Here is a 26,632-nt window from a genome sequence, read left to right on the forward strand (position 1 = left end):
AATTTATCACAAAACTCACTACCTATTACACTAACATAGCTTAGCTTAATAACCTAGGTTGCTTATTTAAATGTTTTAAATTATTTTTTCTTTAGCTTTTTTTAGGATAAAATCATATAATAGTTGATGTACATTTAAGGAGGGCGTCATGTCAAAAGGATATTCAAGACAACAGAAAAAGTCTACTAAGACTAATACTGATTCAACTCAATCACCCGCTAAGCATATAAAAACAGGTTTTTCTGCACTTCAAAAAACAATTGCATTAGTCGGTAGTGTTTTAAGTATTATCGTTGCCTCTATTACTATTACTAATGCGATTAATAATCACAAAGACTCTAGTAAGACTGATTCTTCTACTTCAAAAACCGTCATTATAAGAGAAAGTGGACAAAATTCTAGTAACCAAGTTTCTACTGAAAAAGATGAGACAAGGGCATCATCCAGCCAAACACTAGAAAATTCCTCTGCTAGTAGTACTCCGAGTAGCAGTTCAAATTCTGCTGCCAATAACGATCAAACATCATCTAGTACTAACAATGATCAAACAAATAATACTACTACCGATACCTCAACTATTGAAAATACAACAACACCTTAAAAAAGCTAGGTTCCCTAGCTTTTTTTGTATTCTTTGATAGCGTTAGCGCATTGTAACAAATTCCTCAGATCCAGTTGGGTGAATAGCAACAGTATCATCAAAGTCTGCTTTAGTAGCCCCCATTTTGATAGCAACTGAAAAACCTTGAATCATTTCATCAATACCATAACCAACACCATGAAGCCCAATAACTTTTTCCTCTTTTCCTAGGGTTATGAGCTTCATCTTAACTGCTTGGCGATTACTGGTAACAGCCGTATACATAGAGGTAAAAGTTGATGTATAGACTTTGATATTATCTTTTCCAAATTGCTCGATAGCTGCTGCTTCTGAAAGTCCTACCGTCCCAATTACAGGGTGAGTAAAAATAACTGAAGGTACATTATGGTAATCTAATTTTTCGTTATCTTTATGATTAAAAAGTCTTTCTGATAAGCGACGACCTGCTGCAATTGCTACCGGTGTCAAGGCAATTTTCCCATTAACATCTCCAATAGCATACACGCCATCTACAGAAGTATTCTCAAATTCATCTGTTTTGATATAATCTTTATCATTTAAAACAATATCGGTATTTTCAAGTCCCATGTCTACATTTGGTCCACGGCCGATAGCCCATATTACACGATCAACGACAAGCGTTTTCCCATTTTCAGCTTCAAAAATCAACTTGCCACCTTCATCGCGTTTAAGAGATTTAGGTACATGGTTAGCATGTAAAGAGATACCTGATTTCTCCATTTCAGCCATAACCTCACTTGTTACCATGTCATCAAATCCGCGTAGAATATGGTCTTTTCTAAATGCAAGATGGGTTTCAACGCCTAATTCATTAACCACTCCAGCAAGTTCTGCCGCGATATAGCCCGCCCCAACAATCAATATAGAATTTGGTAAGGTCTCCCATCCAAAAAAATCATCAGAAGTCTCACCAAGTTCACTTCCAATAATATCAGGGTAAAGAGGGTGTCCACCTGTTGCAATAGTAATGTGAGGAGCTTTATATTGCTGACCATTCACTTCAATAGTATGGTTATCAATAAAACGAGCAAATCCATCAATCTTTTCGACCCCATTACGCTCAAAATTAGCGGCATACGACTGTCTAGACCGCTGCACGTAAGCATCGCGATTAGCTTTTAGAGTAGTAAAATCAAAACTAAGATTATTGGCTTCAAAACCATAACCTGAACTATACTTATGGAGTGTCTCAGAAACTTGTGCACCATACCACATGATTTTCTTAGGTACACAACCTAAGTTAACACAAGTTCCACCTACTTGTCCACCTTCAATTAACAGGACTTTTGCTCCATACATGGCTGCCCTATTAGCGGTACCACTGCCTGCACTACCTCCACCAATAACGATATAATCATATTGTTTTGACATTACTCTCTCCTTGAATCATTGATACCTATACTCTATCACAAAGTGTTTACAGTCACAATTTTCTGCTACGTAAACAATTTATATTACCGATTATCATATCCTAACTTGCTGTTAAAATTATTTCTAGTAACAATAATCTATCAATGCAATCTTTTGCTTAATTTTATTATATAAATTAATATCACCTATATTCAACGACTCACTTTGATAATTTAATAAAGTTTCCTTATAATTTTTGATGTATTTCTCAGAATTAAACCCTACCATTGTTAACAGGGCTAACCTCTCTTCCTTTCTAGATAGCATCTTCTCTATATCATGTCCCGTGAATCTTTTTATTTCAGTATGAGAGAAAACTTGAGAGGTTATGTATAAACCAATATGAGAAAATGTAATGTGCCTTGATAGCAAATAAACATTATACAGTGTGTATTCTCCTGTTAAATCTTCTAAAGGAAAAGTGATATTGTTAAAAAGTGATTTTCTAAAGAGCTTCATAGAAAGGAGAGGAAATATTTGTTTTAAATTATCGTGGTAACTATGTTCTTGCTCTAACCATTCTTGAGCAAAGAATGTTTTCTCAAAATAATTATCATCTGTTGCAAAATAAACAAAGCATTTTTCCTCTTCATTAAAAAAAGTATAGGTGGTTGCTGAGATATCAGATTTATTAGCTCTTAATTTATTGTAAAGATAATTTAAGTAAGACTCATCAAGAAAATCATCTGGATTCACAAAAGTAACATACTTCCCTTTAGATTTCTCTAATGCGAAGTTCCATACAGATGTAATAACTTGATGTTCTTCATGAAATAAACGAATACGCTCATCCTTCATCGCATATTTCTCGCAAATATTACCACTTCCATCTGTAGAACCATGGTTGACTAAGATCACCTCAAAAGTTGAGTAAACTTGCCTAAGGATAGAATCTAAACACCTTGATAAAGAACCAGACATATTATAGACAGGAAGTATGATTGATATTAATTCAGTATCCCTGAATTCAGTATCATCGATAGTTATTGTTTTAACAATCTCATCAATATAATTCTGACTGTCAATTAAATTAATATTTTCATCATCGTTAAACTCAGCGGTGTGTTTATGAGAAAATTTTATTTTTTGAGTAGCTCCCATCTTATACCATTCATATTCAGAAACAATATGACCGATATCAATGGCTTGAAATCCTCTATCAGATAAATCTCTTACTAAAATTTTTGCAGTCGGACCTAGCATCAATAAGATTATCCTCCCTTGAGCATATCTTTCAACAGCCTCAAGAATTTCATCATATTTTATATAAGCATTTTTAGAAGGACAAATAATCCTTTTTAAACTATTGCAATTATTAAAAAGATCATTACCTACACCCGACCGCGAAGTTTCCCCTTCAACTACCAAAATATCGCGTTTGTCCCAAAGTAACTTTAATTTTTTAAATGATTCTACAGCAGACTCCTTATCTTGTAAGTCCATATATGGCCTTGAAATAAAAGAAGAACCATACCAATCTTGATAACAATGTTGCCTATAGAAATTGCCAAATTTTTGAAAATGATTTTTCCAAAAAAGTTGTGCCGATTGATTATATCTTTGTCGATTTTGAAACATATCTGGAAGACATACTAATAGATCATTCGTACTTTGCTTATGAAGAAGTTGCAATAACCTATCTGCTAACTCTGGGTTGTAATCTTGATAAGGAATCGATTTTCCCATTATAATGTCAAATTCACCGTCCCCAAAGCGAATAACTGACGAATGATTTTCCAAAATGTAATCCAAACTTTTGTTTATAGGGAAAACTACGATTTCTTCTAGTTCTTTCATATTCCCCTCACATGCTATTTAATGCACTAAATACTGCATCGGTTAATAGTTTTCGCGTAAAATATCCTTGTCTAACTAAAGGATTAAACCGCCTGACATCGCTAACAATTTCCATATATTCCTCTTCAGTAGTACTTTCAACTATATTACTAATATCATCAATTTTTTCAATAATAAATCCCAAATTATTTTTTTCTATTATATCTTGATTAGCAATACCTTTTTGAATAATCACTGGAATTCCTGCTGCTATATAAGCGCCCAGTTTGTAAGGGCAATAAAGAGATTGATATTGTTTATCACGGTCATCCATCCAGACTAAGCCATATCCCCCTTCGCTCATTTTCATAATTAATTGTTCGTCCGATTGATATGGCTCTTTAACCACAGTGGTGGGTAATTGCATGTTATGGTCAGTATAAACATGTAACTCGGTAGGAATTCTCCAATTCTTTATGAAGTTAAACCGCTCTGGGTTCCCAGGAAAATGAACAAGCTTCTTATGATTAACTGCTTGTAAAGTAATATTGGTGGGATGATCCCACATTCCTTGAACTAAGATTTTTTTTACTGTCAAGCCATAACTTTGAAGCTTATCGACCATTGCTTGACTAGGGGCTATTAAAACATCTGCTTCATTATAATAAGCTATAGTTCTATCCATCAAATAAAAATTTCCATCAAACATTAGCGGTACAACATCATGTATAAAAATAACAATCTTTACACCAAATATTTTTAATTTGTGAAATAATTTTTCATCAAAAGTTGTAGTGTTCCATGTAGGTGTCTGAAATATGACAATATCATTTTTTCTAAGTCCGGAACAGATTCCATCTAAACGCTTACTCATTTCCTCAGGAGAATCAGTATCAATCGGATAAGAATGTATTCCCAGCTCACGAAAACCTAAGCTTACTGCTATATCTGTTACCATGTTTTGAGCTATTTGTGCTGTACTAGTGATTGAATGTCCATTCAAGTTTGTAATATATGTCCTCACACACTTCCCCTATCTAAAAAACAACAGGCTTCTTTTCTACCATTAATAGGAATCTATAAAAAATATTTAAATAACGACAATATAACTGCTACAGTAACAAGTATAAGTACTACCAAATAAAAAGTAGGTCGCTTGTCATGTTCACTCTCTGGTTCTTTATATCTAAGTTTATCAATACTCATTTTAATTTCTTTATTGAGTAATTCATTTCTTTTAGGCATTTCCATACCCTCCTAATATTTCTTTATAACGCTCTTTTGTTTCATTACTTGTTTGTTCTCTTTGTTGCTCTAGCAAATACATAATGGAGCCTGATAAATTTTTCATTAAATTTATCAATTGTTCACAGGTTGTGTGAGAAATGATATTGCTATCTAATACTAACTCTCTGTTATGACAGGTATTATCAAAAGCAAAGATAAGGTGATTATATTCAAATGCCCTTCTAATAACATCATCAACTTCATTTCCATGATTAATGTCAAAATAAATATCACAGATTTCAAATAAGTTGTCTAAATCAGTTCTTGAAATATTCGGATATAGCGTTACATTTTGTTCTTGGCTAAATGACATCAACTTAAAAGACATTTCTGTGTACGCTGCAATATGAAAATGATAATCAGACAAGTGATGAACCAACACTTCTAAATGTTCAATTTGGTCAGAGTTTGTCAAAATAAAAATATCTTTCCTACCCTTATTGTTCTTTTTATTAGGATATATAAAGCCTAAATAACCAATTTTTTCTTGTTGTTCTTTAGGTAACATTGACTTTATTTTATGATATGTATTTTTCTTTTGAACAATTACTTTCTGAGTTCTAGTATTCGTACTTTCTAATAACACGCGCATATTAGCAGGAATAGTATCCTCTATATCTTCTTGCCAAAATAAAATATCTTCTCCTGGATAAGTCATCCGGTAAGAAACGAAAAATGGAGTTGATAAGGAGTTGTACCATATTCGAGACAAGTTCCAACCCATAAGGCTAAAATAAAAATTTAAGAATGCAACTCGATTATCAAAAAAATAATCTTTATTTAGCCAATTAAGGATTATAACTCCTGTTCTAAAATTTTCAACAATAACTTCTTTACCATCCTTATCGAAATAAGATTTTGTAGTCACATTTTGATTCTTATCAAAATGTGTACGTGCAAAACACCATCCGAAGCGATTATAATGATCTGTGTATCTCACTTTTTTATTATTGTCAAACCAATCAATATTTTTTACTTGACGTTTATACTTCGGCTCTTGATAAAAAATTTTAGCTCTTTTAATACTAAAATCCCAAATTTCAGCCTCTATATTATTTCCCTTTATCTCCCAAAGGTCAGGGAGTGGGACTTGGTTAAAATAAAGAGGATTCCCATTTTTCCCTTCCATATTACAAAAAAATGAATAAGGAGAATTTATATTTTGTGGAAGAAAACCATCGTCATTAATGACCACAGCATTTCCATGTAAACCTGAAGTAATTAAAGAATAATATAGATCTTTGCTTTTCTTATCAAAGAAATCAAATAGTATAATCATTTAATAACCTCCTCAAAAAAAAACTCCAATTTTCTATAATTTTATCATTTAAAAATCTACTAGCTATTCTATAAGAATACTCGTGTTTTTTACAAATATCTTTAGAATTAAATAAAGCAACAATATACTGAGCAAAAGCAGTTGATATTTGTTGAGGATTATCTGGTGTTTCCCTTGGAATAAGGTAGCCATTCAAATTATTTTCAATAAAGGTCTGATTACCATACGGAACATCTAAACCAATTATCGGAAGCCCCGATCCGATTGCCTCCATCAAGGTTAAACCAAAACCTTCACTGGTAGAACCCGATAAATAAACTTGATAATCTTTATAAACAGAAGATAGGTTTTTATGCCCCATTAATCGTATATAATTATTTGCCTTATTTTTAGCAATTATTTCTTGTAACTTTTGCCGTTCGCCACCTTCACCATAAATATCAAAGGTTAATTCAGGAATTACTTTATTAGCTTCTACCACAGCATTAATTAACCAATCAATATGTTTTTCCGAAGCTAGACGTGAGCAAGTTAACAACGAAAAAGCTTTTCTTTCATGCCACTCTTTTCTCTGTAATTTTGATAAACTTCCTACAGGAATTGTATAAACGACCGGTTCAATATTTAAATACTTTTTAAATTGATCAATCAACGTCTTAGTTTGCGTTTCTGTTGAGGTGATAAAAGCATCTATGCTATCAGCATTTGAAAATTGATAGTCATAATAATTATTCCATAAAATCGTAGTTTCATCAGTTGCGCTAACATTATAATGCTCTGCATGAACAACAACAGCTACTTTAGCATTTCCTTTATTCCTTAGAACAGCTTGCCCAATGCCTGTAGAGCGGTCTAACAAGATTAGATCACTATTCGTTAATTGTAATTTTTCTAACATGTATCCAACTAATTCTTCTTTAGAATATAGTATAGTTTCTTTGAATTTAAAAATACTATTCTCGCCATCTACATTTTCTTCATATGCAACACTTCCATCTTCATTATAAAATGTACGCTGATACAGGCATGGACCTATATCTTCGGGAGCATAATATTCTGAAAACATTTTAGTATATGAGTAGTAGTCTTTTCTAACAAGCTTTCCCCCCATAAGATACTCTACCCTTTGGACGATGTTACTAGATTCATCGTTAAGCATAACTGTAACTACAATACTACTTCCTTTAAAAAAAAATGATATTATTTTACCGTTTTTCTCAGTCCTATCAATCGGTAGTGAAAAACTTTCTTTCAATTGTTGCAGTGAATAAGAAGTTGCAGCAATTGTTAAATCAGTAAAAAAAGTATAAAGCCATATAATCTCATTGTCTTCAAAGCCGATATTTCGAGTAAGGTGCTCTATATTTTCATTCTGAAACATATCAGTAAAAATAAATTTAGCTTCAACACCTAACTTTCTAAAAACTTCTGAACGATATGCTTGAGCATACTCTACACCGCTACTTGCCCAACCTATCCCTCTATTCAAATTATAAACTACCATTAACTCCGTTTTCCTTTATACATAATATATTGAGTAACTTCCATCACTTGCTTTTGAAATTGTACTTAACATAATATTCTTAACGATAGAATATCTTATTTCTTTTCCCATCTTATAGTAAGAATTAAGCGATTCTTTATAATATTCTTGAATAATATCTCGTTGACCGATACCTCTATTGGTTACAACTCCCTTTAATTGCTGTAGGCTATCCACTTCTTCTATCCACGATTTGTCAATAGCCTTTAATATCGATATTCTGACGAAATTATCAAATTCATTATCACTTTGAAGTTTAGTTTTCTTTGCAGTAAATTCTCTATCAAATATGTCAATCAATAATTTAAATACATCGTCAGAATTATGAACGTCAAATTCATCAGGGAAATATTTAAATTTATAGGTAAGATTTTCTAATATATATCTTCGTAAAGAATGTTCCGTTAAATCCTTATCATTAGCAATATCGTTAAAATTATCCTGAATAATTTTTATCACACCATCAACCACAATGGAACTATCAGCTATTAATTCATTTCGTAATTGATAAATATTTTCACGCTGTATACGCAAGCTCTCTCCGAACTTAATAGTTTGCTCCCTAGAAGATACACCTTTATCTTCACTTCTGAGTTGAGCATTTTTAACTATTTGATAAAAAAAGCGTTTCTTTCTAGGTACCATATAGTAATTTGAAGTTTCTTTACGAGAATATTTTTTTAAATACTTTATCACCCATTCCGGAGAATGAGAAACAATTAATTCATCCTCTAGCGACACATAAAATTGGCTAATCCCTGGGTCTCCTTGACGCCCCGAACGGCCCCTAAGCTGCCAGTCCATACGTAAATTAGGCATCCTTTCCGTTCCTATAACTGCAAGTCCTCCTAATTCTCTAACCCCTTCACCTAGTTTAATATCTGTTCCACGACCAGCAAGAACTGTTGCACATGTTACTGAACCTTTTTGTCCCGCTTCTTTTATAATTTGTGCCTCTTTAACAACATTATCAGCTGTTAAGGTATTATGGGCAATGCCTTCTCGCAGCAATAACTTTGAATAAATGTTAGCAATTTCAACTGTTCCAGAAATTAACAATACTGGCTGACCTTTACTATGTCTTTGTTTAACATCATCTATAGTAGCTTGCAACTTTTCTGGTAAGCTAACATATATTTTATCGGCAAGATCTACTCGTTTGATCGGAAAATTTGTTGGTATAACAATAACAGGCAGGTGGTAAGTTTTTATAAGTTCATCTTCAGAAGATTTTCCAGTTCCTGTCATCCCAGACAACCTTGGGAACATATTAAAGAGACTTTGATACGTTATTGAAGCAATTGCCCTAGATTCATTTGTCAAAGCAACATCTTCTTTTGCTTCAATAGCTTGGTGAATCCCTGATTGAAGTTTTGTGCCTTCCATAACACGACCTGTTGCGTTATCTAACAATTTTACTTCATTATTTTTAACTACATAATCATAATCTCTTTTATACAAACAATGAGCACGCAATGCTAGGTTTATATGTCTATTTAATTCCCAATACTCATCATTATATAATTCTGAAATATTGAAGTACTGTTTTGCGTAACTTACACCCTTCTCAGTAAGATAGACAATTTTATCCTTAGCTTTATGGATATATTCATCATTTTCCTTAAGAGTGAGTACAAAATTATTAGTGATACCATAGAGATTAGATTGTACACGAGGATCTCCCGCTATAATTAAGGGTGTTTGAGCAATATCTAACAAAACAGAGTCTGCTTCATCAACGATAACAAAATGAAAAGGTCTTAGAAATTGTTCTAGTTTATTACTAGCCAGATTGTGAACGAGATAGTCGAAACCTAAGGCACCTGCAGTAGTATAAGTAATATCAGATTCATATACTTCTCTCTTAATAGTCGCATCTGCTTCTTCTTTTTTATCAAAAACATTAATACCAACTGTCATACCTAGAAATTGATATACTTTTCCCATCTCTAATGCATCTCGTTTTGCCAAATAATCATTGGTCGTCACTAAGATTGCTCCCTTGCTAGTTAAAGCATTCAGATACAAGGGCATAGTTGCAGTTAATGTTTTTCCTTCTCCCGTTTTCATTTCAGCTATCGTTCCTTGATGAAGAGCAATAGCACCCATAACCTGAGCATCATATGGAAACAAACCTAAAATTCTTTTATTAGCCTCTCTTATCACAGCAAAAGCATCAACAAGAATATCATCTAGACTTTCTCCACTTGAAAGTCTATTTTTTAATATTAAAGTTTGATGGCTTAACTCCTTATCTGATAATTGAGCGTAGTACACTTTTTTATTATTTATCTCGTTTACAATTTTTTGAATTCTTTGCAATCTCAATTTATTTAGAATAGAGATTTTGGGTTTAACAACAACTTTTTTCATTTTTTATCCTTAGAAAATGCTATCAACGTTCTAATAAGTTCAAGCTCTGATGGTAAGCTGCTTTCAACATAACTGTTTAGTTCAATACCATCTTTTTCTTCTTGAGTCTCAATTACTTCAAATAATTCTAGGTAACAAAATTCTACACTTATACAACCCGCACCAATAAGAGAAATATCATAAAAATATGTGTCATCAGGAACTATAAAATCTGAGGAGTGATCTCGAATAATAGAAAAACCTATTTTTTCTTTTTGACGATTATAAAAATTTATCTGAATAATCACGCATCCCTCAGGCACAGTAGTTAATTTTGATACCAACTCATAGGTATGATTAGGTTTTAGTAAGGTAAGCTCTGGCAACGTTCTATTAGCTTGAAAATTCGTTTTAGAAAGCCATTTTTTGATTGTTTTTCCTGTAGAGAATCTTAGATTCTCAAAAAAAACACGATTATGCTCCAAATACTTTATAGTCGAACCATAAAGATAAACATTGCTACTATCAGTCCAAAGCACCTTCTGTATTCTTTTTTTAATCACTAAACACTCTCCCAAAATCATCACTGAGAATTGTTTTATACTGAGAAGTAAACCAATTATTTATTGATTGACTATTATCATTATGTCGCCCAGCATATCCACTTGCATACAACAGGGTGTTAGTTTTAGAAAAATAATCAATCAGCCTTGGAGTTGCATTTCTATCATAATCATCATGTTTCATATAAGATATAGCAAACTGCGTTTTTTCAAAATTAGAACGCTTAAACTTATTCCAAAATTTTTGATTAAATTGATTAATAGCTTCATCGTTTTGAGAACCAATAATATTTTGGAGAATATCCATACTCGTTTCAAAATCATCTGGTCTTCTTAATTTTAAATTTACTACCATATCGCCTAAATTTGTAAAGGGTTTCCCCACAACTATAGCATGGGGGGAAAAAGTAGAACCATAATAAAGGGCACCAAAACTTCCCATAGATAAACCTGATAAAATAAGTTGACAATGATCAAATTGTAGGTAATCTAAATATTTTTGTAAAACATTTTCTAATTCACTTTCGTATTCTGAAGTACCTAGGTAGAAGCTTCCACCTTCAATCCTTGGATCACCAATTAAGAGAAACGGAGCTCCCAAACGTTTCATCATGTAAAAACCCTCAAAACCTTCGGCTCCTCGAAAACCTGAAAAATAAACATTCAATGGAGGTTTCATATCTCCAGGGTTAAAATAGTAGATAAACTCTTGCCTTTTGGAATCACTGTACCTTTCTCCACCGATTAAAAATTGACCCAAACCTTTACGCGAATATCGCCAATGTAGTGCACCAAATCTCACCACTCCGTCACCTCTAGCAAAGATAGAAATTGATGAAAAACCAACTGATTCATCATATTCTAAAATATATGGATCAGCCAAATCATTTTCTGAAAGGTATTTTGTATTTAATATCAAATCAAGTGATCCTTTTTGGTATTGAATGACTTCTATCATAATACTATTATCACCTTGCAATTTTTGATATTCTTGCCATATTTCTATCGCTTTATCAGTAGAGGATAAATTATAGCGAAATGAGAATAGAGGTTGAAAATCTTCTCCAAAATTCCCTGAAAAACAAATAGAGCTATTGCCTTCATATATTATCTCTCCCTTAAAATCAGGATTTAGATCTATGTCAGAAACCTTCAATTTTGCACCATATTGTTCCGAAAAAAGAGTACGGCTTAGGAAAATAATTTTTTCTTTCCTTGATCCATTAAATGGTAGTGGTCTCAAAACCTTACGTTTAAATATACCGTTTTCTGAGCAAAAATCGAGTTGAAAATCCTCGTCGTAAAAGAGTGTATGCGCTTCTAAGCAATCTGAAAGTAGGTTCAATTGCAATTCGCTAACCTCACTAGTTAAAATGACCGCATTAAACCATAATTTAACTTCATTAGTTGAAGTTTTACCAATATATTCAACATTATTTTTTTCTAACTCTTTACTTTTTAATTTCTCTAAGAAAATTTGAATAGCATTTCCATTACAGTATAACCATTCAATATTGTCTGGAGTTATTAAATCAGCATCCCATGGTTCCTCACCAATCTGCAAAATTTTTAATTTTTCCATATTATTCTTTTTCTAATAATTTTCGCCAGCGCTGTAATATCTTACCGCTTGTATAATCACCCATTTTTTTTACGCTGTAAACTAACGATTTATTCCAATTCATTAGTCCATCAAAATAATAGTCAATTGCATTATTGAGTTCTGTAGAGTCACTAATAATCCAGCCATTCTTCTGGTGTTCTACATAATTAGTGTGAACTTTATTGATTTGAGGAATTCCAGAACTCAGAGCAGCAATTTGAGTATATAGGTCTGGATCATCTCTTAAATCAATAACTAACCTAGCAGTATCTAGAGCATCTATAATTTGATTTTCATTTGTATATATATCAAAACTAATGCCACGAATTTTAGTTTTTTGTTCTTCCTTAAAATGATTCTCATCTTCCAAAGAAAGAGAGGTAAAAAAATAATCTGGATTTTTAGAAGACAATATTTTGTCCTTAACTTGTTCTTTTAGAGAAGTCATATCATAATCATTTTTATAGCTGACTATTTTCAACTCTAATGACGGATTAACTTCCATTTTTGCTAATAATTGGTCTAAAACTTCACTTAAATAAGTTTGAGAAAGATCATCTACAAGTAAATATGCAATAAGCTCTTCAATATTTTGGCTCTGTCCGAGTCTCAAACGAGTATCAAAAGGGGGAATACGGCTAATGTGATTCTCAACATAGTTTGACGAATAATTTTTCTCTTGTAATGAAGTAATCAATAACCGTTCTATTTTTTCGCTTTCAGCAATAAACAATTCACCTTCATCAAGAAGTTCATTAAAGTCGAGTCGATTATCAAATGAATAGCGTTCACCAAAAAATGAGAAAATTTTCTTTTGATCTGGAAATGATTTTCTGACTAAATTGTTATGAATATCGTTTACTGCTACTATAATATAATCATCTGGAGTCACTTCTAGTTTTTTTAAAACCAATATTCTCTCTCGAATAAGAGTATCCCAATCATCATACTCAGTAAAATTAAACACCTTATCAGACATTGGATTAACTACTATTCTCGGAAATTTTGAAGCATACTCTCGAATTTGCCAAACACCATTTTGATTTAAATAATCTTGATAAATTAATCTATTTTGTTTGAAATATTTGATACTGGATACAAAACCACGATCGTCAAATATCATAATCTTATCAAGCACACCATCTATTAAAAGTTCAATCAGTAGTAAATTCCCATTTTCCGCAAATTGGATACGTGCAATAATCTCGCCACCATGTTTAGCTAATACTAAAAAAGGTGTATAAACAAAATAAGTCCCTTTAGGCCAATTCAGTTCTTTAAAATTAATTAACTTAATCTCTTTTTGTTGAATATTTTGAATATCGTCAAAAAAAGACCAATAAGAGACAGCCAACATACTCTCTTCATGAAGCATGTATCTCAACTGAGGATTATAACTAAATAGAAGTAAACGCACTTCCTCATCTGCATTCTGAAACATTCTAACCTGACTAACAGTATCATCAAAAGTCATGTTCTCCAATACACGATACCAGATAGGAGCTTCATTATGCCACTTTTGATCAGAATTGTACCACGAAGGAATAAAATAAAACATGATTGCTCCTTAAATAATATTTCGGTGACTGCCCCACAACTTCAAGGTATTAACTTGCTCAATAATACTGAGCATAAAAGTTGAAATAATATAAATATTAATGACGATCATTGCAATACTAACTTGGTTTGTCTTCCCCACCACAGCCAACATTGGGAGACCTCCCATAATAACCGTAAAAATTGCTCCAACTACTGCCATGATACTAATTTTTTCTTGTAAAAAACGTTGAGTAGCAGCTCCTGGAGTTACATTTTGAAAATATTCCCCCCGTTGACGCATATTTTTTGCAATATTATACGGGTCGTAATTAAAATATGCAAATCCAATGCTCAAAATAAATAATAATATAACAAAAAGTCCAATACCTAAAGGCTTATTAATTGCAATCATTGACGAGATCTGAATCAATAATCGCTCGTTTGGAAAAGCAAGTAACAATGCTTGAATTATAAACGTTGGAAGCATCATTAATGTCATCCCATACATGAAAGGGTAGGACCCTGCTGGATTTATGCGAATAGGAATATAGGTATCTTGGGCAAATTTACTAACGATATCAATACGCCTAATAGGTATACGATATTCTGCCCTATAAACCACCGTTGAGATTAATAATAAAACACTAAGTATTATACTTATAGCTATAATAGTTCCCAGCAGATCCATAATACTAAAATGTGACTGTTCAAAATAAGTTATTATTCCAGTAGTCGTTGCTTGGAGCATGCTCACTAATATGATAACAATACTTCCTCCTAGCCCTTTAGAAGCATTGAGATTAGCAAGCCACATTAACACAAATGAGCCACTTATTAACAAGACCATTGTCAATGCTTTAAAAACAATATCACTATAAGAACCTAATAAAGAGCTTTTTATAAATTGATTTCCTGAAACACCATATGCTTGTATAACTGAGATAGTAAGCATTAAAGTATATTGAGCTACTTCTGCTTTTCGCTTCGTTGCATTTTTTGCCCACGAAAATAAGGAAACGAATCTCCAAATAATCATACTTGACATCCATGGACTCAACCCCAGTGTGAAAACATTTAATTTATTAAAACTCCCACCACTTACTGCTGAAAAGTTATTGAGTAAATGTTGATCTACTGCTAGTTTTATCTCTTGATGTGATAAAGGAACAGTGGATAATAAAACACGTTGTCCTAACATATATACACCAACAATTAAAATAGTCCATAAAATACTTCTTAATAGCGTTGACTTTCTATAGCTATAATATAATTTTCCAATCATTTTTTCCCTTTTCAAATCAATTTATCACTTAAGACAGTATAACTACTTACTATCTTAAGTGATAAATCGAAAGTACTTTCGATTTATCATCTAAATATCACTTTGAAAATTAATCTTTTTTCTTCTTGCGAGATTTAGTAGCTCCTAACAACAATCCTGCACCTAACAGACCTAATGCTGAAGCCGAGTTATCACCTGTTTCTGGTAATACTTGATGCTTAACTTCGTGTTGAGATTCGGAATCGGATTTAATTTCAGTATGATTCATCGATTCAGATTGACTTGATGATTCTGTACTTGAGCTAATTTCAGAATCCCCTGATACTTCTGATTCACTTAGAGACTCTGTAGTACTCATTGATACTGACTCTGAACTTGAAATAGATTCTGAACTTGAAATAGATTCTGAGCTTGATACTGATTCGGAACTTAAAATAGACTCGGAGTTTGATACCGATTCTGAGCTTGATACTGACTCTGAACTTGAAATAGACTCGGAGTTTGATACCGATTCGGAACTTGAAATAGACTCTGAATTTGATACCGATTCGGAACTTGAAATAGATTCAGAATTAGATACCGATTTGGAACTTGAAATACACTCGGAGTTAGATACCGATTCTGAAGTTGAAATAGATTCCGAGCTTGATACTGACTCGGAACTTGATACTGACTCTGAACTTGAAATAGACTCTGAATTTGATACCGATTCGGAACTTGAAATAGACTCTGAAGTTGATACCGATTCTGAACTTGAAATAGACTCGGAGTTAGATACCGATTCGGAACTTGAAATAGATTCTGAGCTTGATACTGACTCGGAACTTGAAATAGACTCGGAGTTTGATACCGATTCGGAACTTGAAATAGACTCTGAATTTGATACCGATTCGGAACTTGAAATAGATTCAGAATTAGATACCGATTCGGAACTTGAAATAGACTCGGAGTTAGATACCGATTCGGAGCTTGAAATAGACTCGGAGTTAGATACCGATTCGGAACTTGAAATAGATTCTGAGCTTGATACCGATTCTGAACTTGATACTGACTCGGAGCTTGAAATAGACTCTGAAGTTGATACCGATTCAGAAGTTGAAATAGATTCTGAGCTTGATACCGATTCGGAACTTGAAATAGACTCGGAGTTAGATACCGATTCAGAAGTTGAAATAGATTCGGAATTAGATACCGATTCTGAACTTGATACTGATTCTGAGCTACTTACTAATTCGGATAAAATTTTTCTTTCTTGAGCATTTACATCTGAATATCCCGATTCAGATGAGTAAGTATGATTATGTTCTACACCATTGTTCTCATTATAATCTGATAAAGTAGTATTCAAAGTTACTGCATTAGTAAATGGTGTTTCTACAACAATTACATACGTTTCATTTGATGCAATAAACTGCCCCCAATAAATATCATACCACCCTTTTTCTGGGTAACTATTTGCAAACTTACTAGTTACATCCTCCATGCTTGAATAATCCTGTACCATACTCTCTACAATATTATCCGAGGTGGTTTTATAGATTTTTATCGTTGAATTCTTTAAATCTGCTGTACTCTCTTTGCTATAATTATATATCCTAGTATATAACCCGTTGTAATTATAGAGTGATTTTCCATCTACATTAATTTGACTTATATAAGTCATCTTTTTTCCCACATCATCAATGTTGGTTATTCGAGAATCTACACTTACTCCCCCTGCAAAATCAATTCTTACCGGTGGATCATATTTCACTGTTTCTTTAATTGTAGCCTCTTGATCCTTTATTTTTACCGAAAAAAGAACATCTTCTTTTGTGTTTTGAACTGTCGTATCATCTGGCCATAATGGAATATCTAATATTCCATTAATATTATTTTTTGAAGCCGCAAAATCTGTAAAACTATAGACTATAGATTTTTTTTGAGAATCATAAATTCCAGTCGCATAGACCTCACCCGTAGGTGATTTTATAGGTTCTACAATAGAATAGTTAGAAGCTCCATTTGTATCGATATTATCTGATAACTTAATTTCAAAAGTATCACCTCTATTCACAGAATCAATAGTGAATTTTAAAGACATGTGCATACTTTCTGACTTATCCATATTTATAACACCTGCTTTTGCTTGCACTCCTCCAGAGAGCTTTATATCTAAATTTTGTAACTTATCTGTTACATCTTGTCCTTGAACAGTTGTTACATCTCCTTCACCAGAGATTAATGCTGCTGGTAAAGTTTCCATATCTGAAGCACTAGATACAACTCTCATCGCTCTCGGTTGAACTCTAGCGGTCGTTGCCGCTTCTGATGATTGAACTGATTCTGATCCTGAGACACTCTCACTACTAGATAGAGATAAAGAACTATATTCTGATAACGAGCTAGACTCAGATAAAGAAGCAGAGGTAGAATCCATTAGTGATTCACTGGCAGATAATGAGGCGCTGGTAGATTGCAAGGTACTAGTTGACATTGATTGTGATTCACTTGTTGAATGTGATGAAGAATCTGAGTTTACAGTTTTTACTTCTGGCGCAACCACTACAGTTTCAGCAGTAGCTAATGTTTTTTCATTTCCTGTAAGTTCTGTTGCAGTAGGTGTTTCTTCAGCTGAGACAGAAGTTGTGTCTGTCGTCCCTCCAACTACAGCTCCAAGAGCTGCGACTGCTGTTAGGATGCTAGCAGACGTTTTAGTTCTGCTTAAATCTTCACTAGTAGTTTGAACCTTAGAGCTTTTCTCTTTACCGCTAAACCTCGAAAGGATAACATAGCCAATTTGTGTCATAACACTTTTGACCCAGTGCTTACCTGATTTCCTCATTTTAACTCGAACTTTGCGTGATTTTTCACCAAAGTTTCCAAACTGCTTTTTTAACATTTTTCCTCCATATTTAAAAAATAATGCTATATAAAAAACTTTTCTAATTCTAAGAATTCTCAAATATAGCTATAACAAAATACTACTTTGTTATTTCAAGTTCTAAAATATTGCTTGAAACATCATCAATAAATAGCATATTTGCCTATAAAGACCCCTCCTATCTTAAAAAGCTACAATAAACAATTCTTCCTCTCTTCTGAAAATTAAATCAACTATTGCTTCTTTCTAATCTAAATAAGGTGTTTTTAAAAACACTTTTCGTATTATAACATACTTTAATCAAATTGGATATAAAATTTCAGTTTTTTTAACACTTATTTTTTACTACTATTATTCAAAGTATTTCATAGTGTTCTTCTTCGCTACTATTGTATATTTCAAATCACTATCATCATTATATGTTAATTTTCAGTAAATTATAAAAAATATAAAATTAGTTTTCTGGTTTTATAATTTAATCTACAACACATTTTTATTATAAAAAAACAAAATATAAATATTTATGATGTTTATATTTTAATATTCTTACCTCCTTATCCTATAAAAACCTTGTTTTTATCACTAACTAGGGGTATTTAGAGACATGACTAAGTCTAAAAATAAATAGCCGCTCTCAAAAAAAGTATAAAAATACATTTTTATAGGATAATGCAATAATGTAAAAGCGCAGCAATTAGGATGCTCTGAATGTAAATAGCATAAAAGAGAAAACTCAAGGAGCTCTCTCTTTTATACTATTACATCAAGTCCTGCATGGGTGCAAAGACAATTTTTTCGATATCAGACATATAGACAGACAACCGTTGTTGTTGGTCAAAATAAACTTTTAAAAGGTCATTGGATTCAATTTTTTCCCCAAGTTTAGACATTTCATCTTGTTCTTCTTGACTTGGCATTTGGCCAGATTGCATCATTTCTTGAACTTTTGATTGGGTAGCCAAAAAGTCTTGCCAAAGCACTTGTGCATCCGCATCATTTTCAATAGCTGCTTTTGCAGTTAAAACTGCTTGGTATTCTGGTAAAGCACGAACAGCACGTTCTAATTCATTTGCTAAATCATATACATTAGCCATAAGTTACTCCTTTTTCTACTTGAACTTACCACTATTGTAGACTTTTATACCTTTTTTTGCAATTGAATGCTACTAGTTTTCACTTAAAAATGATTAACATAATTGCGATATAGTTTTACAGCTTCTTTTAGTTCATACATGTTGTCTGAAGAAAATTTTTCTAGCACTTCTGTCACCAGGACGGTGGCTACTACAGCTTCCATAACGACACCTGCAGCCGGAAGTGCCGTGGGATCAGAACGTTCCACTGTAGCTCTATAAGGCTCGTGAGTATCAATATCAACTGACATTAGTGGCTTGTAAAGCGTAGGAATTGGCTTCATTACTCCCCTAACGACAATAGGCTCTCCATTAGTCATACCGCCTTCAAAACCGCCTAAATTATTTGACTGACGTATGTAACCTTGGTCCTTTGTCCATGATATGGAGTCCATTACTTGACTTCCTTTTAAAAACCCTGACTTAAAACCTAGACCAAATTCAACACCTTTAAAAGCATTGATAGATACAACTGCTTGCGCTATCTTAGCATCTAACTTTCTATCCCAGTGTACATAAGAGCCTAAACCAACGGGAACTCCTCCAACGATAGTTTCAATCACTCCTCCGATAGTATCTCCAGCCTTTTTCACACTGTCAATATAATCCTTAATTTCTTGTTCAAATGATGGATTGACGATAGCTACTTGCGATTGACTAGATAACACTTTGATTTGTTGAACTGTTAGCTTATCAGGGACAGTAATCTCCTTGCCACCGAAAACTACAATATGGTTAGCAATTTCGATACCAATTTCTTTCAAGATACGTTTAGCAATCGCACCAATAGCTACTCGCATTGTGGTCTCACGAGCCGAAGAACGCTCTAAAGCATTTCTCAAATCATCAAATCGGTATTTGATTCCACCTACTAAATCTGCGTGCCCAGGTCTAGGATGCTTAATACGACGTTTTTGCTTTAGACGCTCTTCAATGTCTTCGACTGACATGATGTCCAGCCATTTGCTATGATCCTTATTAGTTACTGTCAGTGTAATAGGTGAACCCAAGGTTTTTCCATGGCGCACACCAGAACTAATGATCACTTGATCAGTTTCAATTTTCATTCGATTCCCACGACCATAACCACCTTGGCGGCGTTTTAAATCTTCATTAATATCTTTAGCAGATAATTTCAGTCCCGCAGGAATCCCTTCGATAATAGCTGTTAAACTAGGTCCATGTGACTCACCAGCAGTTAAATATCTCATCTATTTCTCCAAATAATCTCTCATTTCTTCTAAAGGTATTTGGTGGACTGTTGCACTACCTAATTGAGGCAGTATAACAATTTTAATAAATTGTCCACTTGCTTTTTTATCATGACTCAATATGTTAAATAAGACGTCCTTATCCCATTCTGCATAGTGGACCGGAAGGCCAAATTTTAAACACATATTATAAATATCTTGACTGATACCTCTTGGCATAAGATTTTTACGCTCAGCCACACGAGAAAGCTGGATCATTCCAATTGCAACAGCTTCTCCATGCATTATTTCTCCATAGCCAGCATGTACTTCGATAGCATGACCGATAGTGTGGCCAAAATTTAAATGCATCCTTAACCCTTTATCATATTGATCAGCTAAAACATGCTTTCGTTTAACTTGACAAGAGTGATAAATAATAGCTAATGCATTATCAAGGATACTATCAATAGACCCATCCATCTCTTCTAAGATATGCCAGAGTTTTATATCATCAATCAAGCCATATTTGATGACTTCTCCCATACCTTCAACTAATTCACGATTGCCCAATGTTTTTAGAGTAACAGGATCTATCAGTACACCATCAGGTTGTGCAAAAGTACCTACCATATTTTTAGCGAATGAAGTGTTGACTCCTGTTTTTCCGCCAATGGAAGAATCAACCTGTGCTGTTAAACTAGTTGGAATTTGAAGAAAATGGATTCCCCGCATATAAGTAGAAGCAACAAACGCTGCTAAATCTCCGACGACGCCTCCACCAAGTGCAATGATCCCATCACTTCTGGTCATATGATGCTTTGCTAAAAAACCATAAATACGATTAGCAACTTCCAAAGTTTTACTAGCTTCACCCGCAGCAAAACTAAAAACATGTACTGTAAAACCTTGTTTTTTTAACTGGTTGACAAGCGACTCCCCGTATAATATTTCTACATTACTATCTGTAATAATAGTTATCATTTGTTTCTGCCATAAATGTGATACCCAGTCACCAGCCTCAGAAAAACATCCTTCTTCAATTTTAATATGATAAGGGTGATTCGGTAAGTCAACTTCAACCTGCATTCTAATGTCCTCTCATGTTTGTTTTAATAAGACAAAAACCCTAAGCAATTGCTAGGGATCTCATCAGTATATTTAACATTTTGTTATCTCGTATCAGTCAGCGTCAAGCAATGCTTTGACACGCTTCATCTCTGAAATAGTAATTTGTCCGGGTGCGATAGATGAATCTAAATATGCAAATGTCCAACTAGATCCAGTTACATCACCAGCAAAACGAGAAATACGTCCAATTTTACTCATAGATACCGTCGCATAAACTTGATCAGGATTAATAGTCTTGAAACCGCGAGTGTAATTCATAACGTCTAAGACATCTTGTTCATTCTTTGGCATTACTGCGATTTTCACAACTCGTGGTGCTAGGGCTGTTAATTCTGAAAATATCTCCATAATATTCTCCGGTGTCTCTTGAAAATTGTGATAAGACAGGACTAAATTTGGAAATTCTAGCATTTCTTGAAAAACTTCTTTATGTGAAAAATACTCAAAATCAATATAATCTGGATTGTAGATAGAATTAATTTTCTGGATTAACTCAACATACTCAGCATCAGATAAGACAATATTACCACCTTCACGCGTTGTACGAAGAGTAAAAATAATTTCATGACCTGCGAATTTCTCAAAAATAGCTGGAGCTACATTAATAATGTCATCCTTTGGTAAGGCATCAGCTCGCCATTCAATAATATCAACACTATCAAATTTTGATAAATCTATTTCTTGAGCCTCTTCAAGACTGCGAGGCATTACTGGTACTACTATTTTCATTATTTTACCTTTATTGTAAATACTTTTAAATAATTACTTTGTTGGTCCTTATCATTTACAGTGAAATCTTCAGGCAACTGCTGTAAGCTAATGTAATTATGTGAAGCTTTACCAAACCCCTTTTCCAATTGTTTCTTAAATTGTGATACGGTTAGATTAGCTGCGTTAGTTGATGCAATGATAGTTCCACCAGGGGCTAAAATATCTAAAGCTTGTTCAATTAATTTATAGTAATCTTTAGTAACCGAAAAAGTTTGTTTTTTATTTCGAGCAAAACTTGGTGGATCAATAACAATCACATCATATGATAGATGTTTTCTTTTGGCATACTTATAATATTCAAAAACATCCATAACGATAAATCGATGGTTATCTGTGACAATCTGATTAGCATCAAAGTGTGCTTTTGAAAGTTCACGCGAGCGTTTTGCTAAATCAACAGAAGTTGTCTCTAATGCTCCTCCAACAGCTGCAGCTACAGAAAAAGCCGCAGTGTATGAAAACATATTTAGAACTTTTTTACCTTCTGATAGATTAGTTGCTAAGGCTTTTCTGACATCATGTTGGTCAAGGAAAATACCTGTCATTAACCCATCATTCAAAAAGACACTATATTTGATATTATTTTCTAAAATCAAAAATGATTCAGGAGCCTCTTGACCGTACAAATGAGCACTTTCAAAGTCTAAACCTTTGAAACGAATTTTTTCATATGCCCCTTTAATATTAGGATAGACCTGCTTAAAGGCTGCAACAATCATTTGTCGATTAGTATAAACAAATTCATTGTACCACGAAAAAAGAGCATAGTCACTATAAAAATCTATAGTTAGGCCACCAAAGTTATCTCCATCCTGATTAAACAAGCGGTAGGCTGTTGTTTGGCTAGATTTTTCAAATTTTTGACGCTTCTCTCTAGATTTTTCGAATAGCGATACAAAGTAATCATGGTTAAAATCAAAAATTTGTCTTGATAGTAACCAACCAATCCCTTTATTTTGTGGTGAAAGATAGGCCATCCCTAAGAATTGATTTGACTGTGAAAAAAGTTGAACCAACTGGTTAACTAAACTGGTATCAAAATCTTTTTTTTCCAGTAACTGAGCACCTGATTTGATTTTTCTTTCAACGACAGAATTCACTTTAAGTTTATTCATAAACAGTATTATAACAAATTTTTATCTTTTTTCATACTGAATTCGACCTTTCTTTACCGTATGTTACAAAATTTTATGTTATAATTTAATCTGAGATTTTATCTTTAGGAAAAAAATTAAAGGAAGTTCCTACTGTGAAAAAAATTAAAGATTTTGCTAGCCGTGCGATCAATACACGACTCGGCTTTATTTTATTGTTAGTAGTTATATATTGGTTAAAGACAATTTGGGCTTACCATACTGATTTTAATTTAGGTTTAGAAAATTCCTATCAGTTGTTTTTGACCATTATAAACCCCATCCCCTTAGGACTCTTAATCATAGGTTTGGCCTTATATGTTAAGCGAACCAAAGCTTTTTATATTACCGCTTTTATCACCTATGCTATCGTAAATATCCTTCTAATTGCAAACGCAATCTACTATAGAGAGTTTTCCGATTTCATTACAGTTAGCGCTGTCTTGGCTAGTAGTAAAACTTCGGCTGGCCTTGGAGACTCTGCTCTTAATCTATTGAGAATTTGGGATCTTGTCTACGTTTTCGATTTCATTATCCTTATTTTCTTATTTGCAACCAAGAAAATCCACTTAGATAATCGTCCATTTAATAAACGTGCTAGTTTTTCTATCACAGCTTTGTCTGGTTTACTCTTTTCAATTAACTTATTCTTAGCTGAAATTGATCGTCCAGAACTACTAAGTCGTGGTTTTTCAAACACCTATATTGTTAAAGCTCTTGGCTTGCCATCATTTTCGATTTATAGTGGTAATCAAACTTATCAAGCACAGAAAGAAAGAAATGGTGCCACTGCACAAGAATTAGCGACTGCCAAAAAATATGTAGCAGAGCATTATGCCAAACCCAATCCAGAATATTATGGTATCGGAAAAGGGCGAAACGTTATCATGATTCATTTGGAGAGTTTTCAACAATTCTTGATTGACTATAAATTAAATGTTGATGGTAAAGAACATGTGGTTACTCCATTTATTAACAGCCTTTATCATTCGAAAGAGACTATCTCCTTCTCTAACTTCTTCCATCAAGTCAAAGCTGGTAAGACATCCGATGCTGAGACACTCATGGAAAACTCACTTTTTGGTCTAAGTAGTGGTTCATTCATGGTTAATTATGGTGGTGAAAATACACAATTTGCTGCTCCACATATCTTAGCTCAAAATGGAGGTTACAGTAGTGCGGTCTTCCACGGAAACGTCGGAACATTTTGGAATAGAAATAATGCTTACAAACAGTGGGGTTATGACTACTTCTTTGACTCTAGCTACTTCTCAAAACAAACCAAAGATAATTCATTCCAATACGGTTTGAATGATAAATATATGTTTGCTGACTCTATCAAATATCTAGAGCACATGCAACAACCGTTTTATACTAAATTTATTACAGTAAGTAACCATTACCCTTACACAAGTTTGAAGGGAGAGTCTGACGAAGAGGGATTCCCACTTGCAAAGACTAACGATGAAACGATTAACGGTTATTTCGCCACAGCAAACTACCTTGATACAGCTCTTAAATCATTTTTTGAATATCTAAAAGCTGCTGGTGTGTATGATAATTCTATTATTGTAATGTATGGGGATCACTACGGTATTTCTAATACACGCAATCCTAGCTTAGCTGAATTATTAGGTAAAGACCCTGAAACATGGTCTGAATACGACAACGCTATGTTACAACGTGTTCCATATATGATCCACATTCCTGGCTATTCAAAAGGTTTTATCAGTAATACATACGGTGGTGAGGTAGATAATTTACCAACCTTACTTCATATTCTAGGGATAGACACGTCTAAATATACTCAGTTAGGACAAGACTTGTTATCTAAAGATAATAAACAAATGGTCGCTATGAGAACAACTGGTCAGTATATTACTCCTAAATACACTAACTATAGTGGACATCTCTATTACACTGATTCAGGACAAGAAATCACAAATCCTGATGAAACAACTAAAGCTGAAATAAAAACTATTCGAGATGCTACTAATAAACAATTATCTACAAGTGATTCGATTCAAACTGGAGATTTACTACGATTTGATGAAAACAATGGTTTGAAAACTGTAGAAGTTGAAAAATTCAATTACACACATTCTCTTAAAGCACTCAAAGCTAAAGAACGTAAATTGAAAGATCGTTCAACAAGCATATACAGCAAACATAACAACAAATCAACAGTTGATCTCTTCCACGCTCCAAGTTACTTGGAATTGCAAGATCCTAATAAGACACATAAAACATCTAAAAAATAATCTTTACCATTTAAAGTTTAATCCACACCTCAATCCAACGATTGAGGTGCTTTTTATACGGAATAATACTATAAAACAATAAAAATCAAAAAGGAAAATTATAACAATAATAAAGGTATCGGAATAAAACAAAAAAAGTTTCATTCTACATATATAGAACGAAACTTTTCACTTAAATTATAATATAGGTACTTTCTTTCTAGTAATTAAAAAAAGTTAGGCAGACCCAACTTTTTTATTTCTTATTTACCAAGTTTAGCTTTAGCTGCATCTGCAAGAGCTGTGAAAGCTGCTGCATCGTTAACTGCTAAATCAGCAAGCATTTTACGGTTAACTTCGATTTCAGCTAATTTCAAACCGTGCATCAATTGTGAATATGATAAACCATTCATACGAGCAGCCGCATTGATACGAGTGATCCATAATTTACGGAAGTCACGTTTTTTCTGACGACGGTCACGGTATGCATAGTAGTAAGAATTCATTACTTGTTCTTTTGCAGTACGGAACAAGATATGTTTTGCACCATAGTAACCTTTAGCTAATTTAAGTACGCGTTTACGACGTTTACGTGAAACAACTCCACCTTTAACACGAGCCATTTATATTTCCTCCAAATAATCCTTTATAATATGTAGTAAATGTTTACAGAGACCTTATTATTTAAGGCGAGTAAGCATTGCTTTAATACGTTTGAAATCTCCTGATGAAACCATAGTAGCTTTACGAAGATGACGACGTTGTTTTTTAGTTTTACCGTGGAAACGGTGTGAAGTAAACGCGTGGAAGCGTTTCAATCCACCTGAACCTGTGCGTTTAAAGCGTTTAGCTGATGCGCGGTGTGTTTTTTGTTTTGGCATTTTAAATTCTCCTCTTAAATAATACTATAAAGTC

21 protein-coding genes are annotated in these 26,632 nt (G+C 33.3%); 2 read left to right on the top strand and 19 right to left on the bottom strand.

What is annotated here, in order from left to right:
* Window positions 1–148 precede the first annotated feature (148 nt).
* On the top strand, window positions 149–601 hold the full coding sequence (locus A6J68_RS08410) for a DUF6556 family protein (RefSeq protein ID WP_000033715.1): 453 nt from the start codon (window positions 149–151) through the stop codon (window positions 599–601).
* Window positions 602–643: 42 nt separating this feature from the next.
* Here A6J68_RS08410 and gorA read toward each other — a convergent pair whose 3' ends face one another.
* The 17 genes from gorA to A6J68_RS08490 all read right to left on the bottom strand — a co-directional run bounded on the left by gorA (window position 644) and on the right by A6J68_RS08490 (window position 23,459).
* Window positions 644–1,993, bottom strand: a complete 1,350-nt coding sequence (gene gorA, locus A6J68_RS08415; protein WP_000043874.1) for a glutathione-disulfide reductase — start codon at window positions 1,991–1,993, stop codon at window positions 644–646.
* Between the two features lie 123 nt (window positions 1,994–2,116).
* On the bottom strand, window positions 2,117–3,829 hold the full coding sequence (locus tag A6J68_RS08420) for an SP_1767 family glycosyltransferase (RefSeq protein ID WP_000661028.1): 1,713 nt from the start codon (window positions 3,827–3,829) through the stop codon (window positions 2,117–2,119).
* 7 nt (window positions 3,830–3,836) lie between these two features.
* Window positions 3,837–4,832: a sugar transferase gene (locus A6J68_RS08425; RefSeq protein WP_001261474.1), complete on the bottom strand. Its 996-nt coding sequence runs from the start codon at window positions 4,830–4,832 to the stop codon at window positions 3,837–3,839.
* A 53-nt stretch (window positions 4,833–4,885) separates the two neighbouring features.
* Complete coding sequence (locus A6J68_RS11520) at window positions 4,886–5,053, bottom strand: hypothetical protein (RefSeq protein WP_017284851.1); 168 nt, start codon at window positions 5,051–5,053, stop codon at window positions 4,886–4,888.
* Window positions 5,046–6,374: an accessory Sec system glycosylation chaperone GtfB gene (gene gtfB, locus A6J68_RS08430; RefSeq protein ID WP_000584700.1), complete on the bottom strand. Its 1,329-nt coding sequence runs from the start codon at window positions 6,372–6,374 to the stop codon at window positions 5,046–5,048. Before gtfB ends, A6J68_RS11520 begins: the two co-directional genes overlap by 8 nt.
* Entirely contained in the window at window positions 6,358–7,878 is a 1,521-nt protein-coding gene (gene gtfA, locus A6J68_RS08435; protein WP_000262050.1) for an accessory Sec system glycosyltransferase GtfA, read from the bottom strand. Before gtfA ends, gtfB begins: the two co-directional genes overlap by 17 nt.
* A gap of 15 nt (window positions 7,879–7,893) precedes the next feature.
* Window positions 7,894–10,290 (bottom strand): accessory Sec system translocase SecA2, encoded by a 2,397-nt coding sequence (gene secA2 / locus A6J68_RS08440; protein ID WP_000758330.1) that lies wholly within the window; start codon window positions 10,288–10,290, stop codon window positions 7,894–7,896.
* On the bottom strand, window positions 10,287–10,832 hold the full coding sequence (gene asp3, locus A6J68_RS08445; RefSeq protein ID WP_000592614.1) for an accessory Sec system protein Asp3: 546 nt from the start codon (window positions 10,830–10,832) through the stop codon (window positions 10,287–10,289). The genes secA2 and asp3 overlap by 4 nt, the downstream gene beginning before the upstream one ends.
* Window positions 10,825–12,414, bottom strand: a complete 1,590-nt coding sequence (asp2, locus tag A6J68_RS08450) for an accessory Sec system protein Asp2 (protein ID WP_000413126.1) — start codon at window positions 12,412–12,414, stop codon at window positions 10,825–10,827. The genes asp3 and asp2 overlap by 8 nt, the downstream gene beginning before the upstream one ends.
* Window position 12,415: 1 nt before the next feature.
* A complete protein-coding gene (gene asp1, locus A6J68_RS08455; protein WP_000499155.1) occupies window positions 12,416–13,993 on the bottom strand; it encodes an accessory Sec system protein Asp1 in 1,578 nt (525 codons plus the stop codon).
* 9 nt (window positions 13,994–14,002) lie between these two features.
* Window positions 14,003–15,256 (bottom strand): accessory Sec system protein translocase subunit SecY2, encoded by a 1,254-nt coding sequence (secY2, locus tag A6J68_RS08460; RefSeq protein WP_000579592.1) that lies wholly within the window; start codon window positions 15,254–15,256, stop codon window positions 14,003–14,005.
* A gap of 109 nt (window positions 15,257–15,365) precedes the next feature.
* Complete coding sequence (locus A6J68_RS08465; RefSeq protein WP_105253175.1) at window positions 15,366–18,137, bottom strand: Ig-like domain-containing protein; 2,772 nt, start codon at window positions 18,135–18,137, stop codon at window positions 15,366–15,368.
* 740 nt (window positions 18,138–18,877) lie between these two features.
* Window positions 18,878–19,213: a YlbF/YmcA family competence regulator gene (locus A6J68_RS08470; protein WP_000024622.1), complete on the bottom strand. Its 336-nt coding sequence runs from the start codon at window positions 19,211–19,213 to the stop codon at window positions 18,878–18,880.
* Window positions 19,214–19,296: 83 nt separating this feature from the next.
* Window positions 19,297–20,463 carry a chorismate synthase gene (gene aroC / locus A6J68_RS08475; protein WP_001269902.1) on the bottom strand — a complete coding sequence of 389 codons (1,167 nt, stop codon included), beginning with the start codon at window positions 20,461–20,463 and terminating at the stop codon, window positions 19,297–19,299.
* Window positions 20,464–21,531 carry a 3-dehydroquinate synthase gene (gene aroB, locus A6J68_RS08480; protein WP_001195728.1) on the bottom strand — a complete coding sequence of 356 codons (1,068 nt, stop codon included), beginning with the start codon at window positions 21,529–21,531 and terminating at the stop codon, window positions 20,464–20,466.
* Window positions 21,532–21,624: 93 nt separating this feature from the next.
* Window positions 21,625–22,302 carry a type I 3-dehydroquinate dehydratase gene (aroD, locus tag A6J68_RS08485; RefSeq protein ID WP_000707048.1) on the bottom strand — a complete coding sequence of 226 codons (678 nt, stop codon included), beginning with the start codon at window positions 22,300–22,302 and terminating at the stop codon, window positions 21,625–21,627.
* Window positions 22,302–23,459, bottom strand: coding sequence for a class I SAM-dependent rRNA methyltransferase (locus tag A6J68_RS08490; protein ID WP_001037594.1), 1,158 nt, complete (start codon window positions 23,457–23,459; stop codon window positions 22,302–22,304). The genes aroD and A6J68_RS08490 overlap by 1 nt, the downstream gene beginning before the upstream one ends.
* Window positions 23,460–23,593: 134 nt before the next feature.
* Between A6J68_RS08490 and A6J68_RS08495 the strand changes: the two genes are divergently transcribed.
* Window positions 23,594–25,738, top strand: coding sequence for an LTA synthase family protein (locus A6J68_RS08495; RefSeq protein WP_000721266.1), 2,145 nt, complete (start codon window positions 23,594–23,596; stop codon window positions 25,736–25,738).
* Window positions 25,739–25,980: 242 nt separating this feature from the next.
* Here the strand turns inward: A6J68_RS08495 and rplT are convergent, their stop codons facing one another.
* Entirely contained in the window at window positions 25,981–26,340 is a 360-nt protein-coding gene (gene rplT / locus A6J68_RS08500) for a 50S ribosomal protein L20 (RefSeq protein ID WP_000124839.1), read from the bottom strand.
* Window positions 26,341–26,397: 57 nt separating this feature from the next.
* Window positions 26,398–26,598, bottom strand: a complete 201-nt coding sequence (gene rpmI, locus A6J68_RS08505) for a 50S ribosomal protein L35 (RefSeq protein WP_001125939.1) — start codon at window positions 26,596–26,598, stop codon at window positions 26,398–26,400.
* Between the last annotated feature and the right edge of the window lie 34 nt (window positions 26,599–26,632).

The sequence above is a fragment of the Streptococcus sp. 'group B' genome (genome assembly GCF_002073795.1).
Lineage (GTDB): Bacteria > Bacillota > Bacilli > Lactobacillales > Streptococcaceae > Streptococcus > Streptococcus agalactiae.

Bases quoted from the DNA above. Each gene is read 5' to 3' on its own strand.
- A6J68_RS08470 (WP_000024622.1), bottom strand. From the start codon at position 19,213: ATGGCTAATGTATATGATTTAGCAAATGAATTAGAACGTGCTGTTCGT.
- A6J68_RS08490 (WP_001037594.1), bottom strand. From the start codon at position 23,459: ATGAATAAACTTAAAGTGAATTCTGTCGTTGAAAGAAAAATCAAATCA.
- aroD (WP_000707048.1), bottom strand. From the start codon at position 22,302: ATGAAAATAGTAGTACCAGTAATGCCTCGCAGTCTTGAAGAGGCTCAA.
- aroC (WP_001269902.1), bottom strand. From the start codon at position 20,463: ATGAGATATTTAACTGCTGGTGAGTCACATGGACCTAGTTTAACAGCT.
- asp2 (WP_000413126.1), bottom strand. From the start codon at position 12,414: ATGGAAAAATTAAAAATTTTGCAGATTGGTGAGGAACCATGGGATGCT.
- secA2 (WP_000758330.1), bottom strand. From the start codon at position 10,290: ATGAAAAAAGTTGTTGTTAAACCCAAAATCTCTATTCTAAATAAATTG.
- aroB (WP_001195728.1), bottom strand. From the start codon at position 21,531: ATGCAGGTTGAAGTTGACTTACCGAATCACCCTTATCATATTAAAATT.
- asp1 (WP_000499155.1), bottom strand. From the start codon at position 13,993: ATGTTTTATTTTATTCCTTCGTGGTACAATTCTGATCAAAAGTGGCAT.
- rplT (WP_000124839.1), bottom strand. From the start codon at position 26,340: ATGGCTCGTGTTAAAGGTGGAGTTGTTTCACGTAAACGTCGTAAACGC.
- gtfA (WP_000262050.1), bottom strand. From the start codon at position 7,878: ATGGTAGTTTATAATTTGAATAGAGGGATAGGTTGGGCAAGTAGCGGT.
- gorA (WP_000043874.1), bottom strand. From the start codon at position 1,993: ATGTCAAAACAATATGATTATATCGTTATTGGTGGAGGTAGTGCAGGC.
- rpmI (WP_001125939.1), bottom strand. From the start codon at position 26,598: ATGCCAAAACAAAAAACACACCGCGCATCAGCTAAACGCTTTAAACGC.
- A6J68_RS08420 (WP_000661028.1), bottom strand. From the start codon at position 3,829: ATGAAAGAACTAGAAGAAATCGTAGTTTTCCCTATAAACAAAAGTTTG.
- A6J68_RS08465 (WP_105253175.1), bottom strand. From the start codon at position 18,137: ATGTTAAAAAAGCAGTTTGGAAACTTTGGTGAAAAATCACGCAAAGTT.
- A6J68_RS08410 (WP_000033715.1), top strand. From the start codon at position 149: ATGTCAAAAGGATATTCAAGACAACAGAAAAAGTCTACTAAGACTAAT.
- A6J68_RS11520 (WP_017284851.1), bottom strand. From the start codon at position 5,053: ATGCCTAAAAGAAATGAATTACTCAATAAAGAAATTAAAATGAGTATT.
- secY2 (WP_000579592.1), bottom strand. From the start codon at position 15,256: ATGATTGGAAAATTATATTATAGCTATAGAAAGTCAACGCTATTAAGA.
- gtfB (WP_000584700.1), bottom strand. From the start codon at position 6,374: ATGATTATACTATTTGATTTCTTTGATAAGAAAAGCAAAGATCTATAT.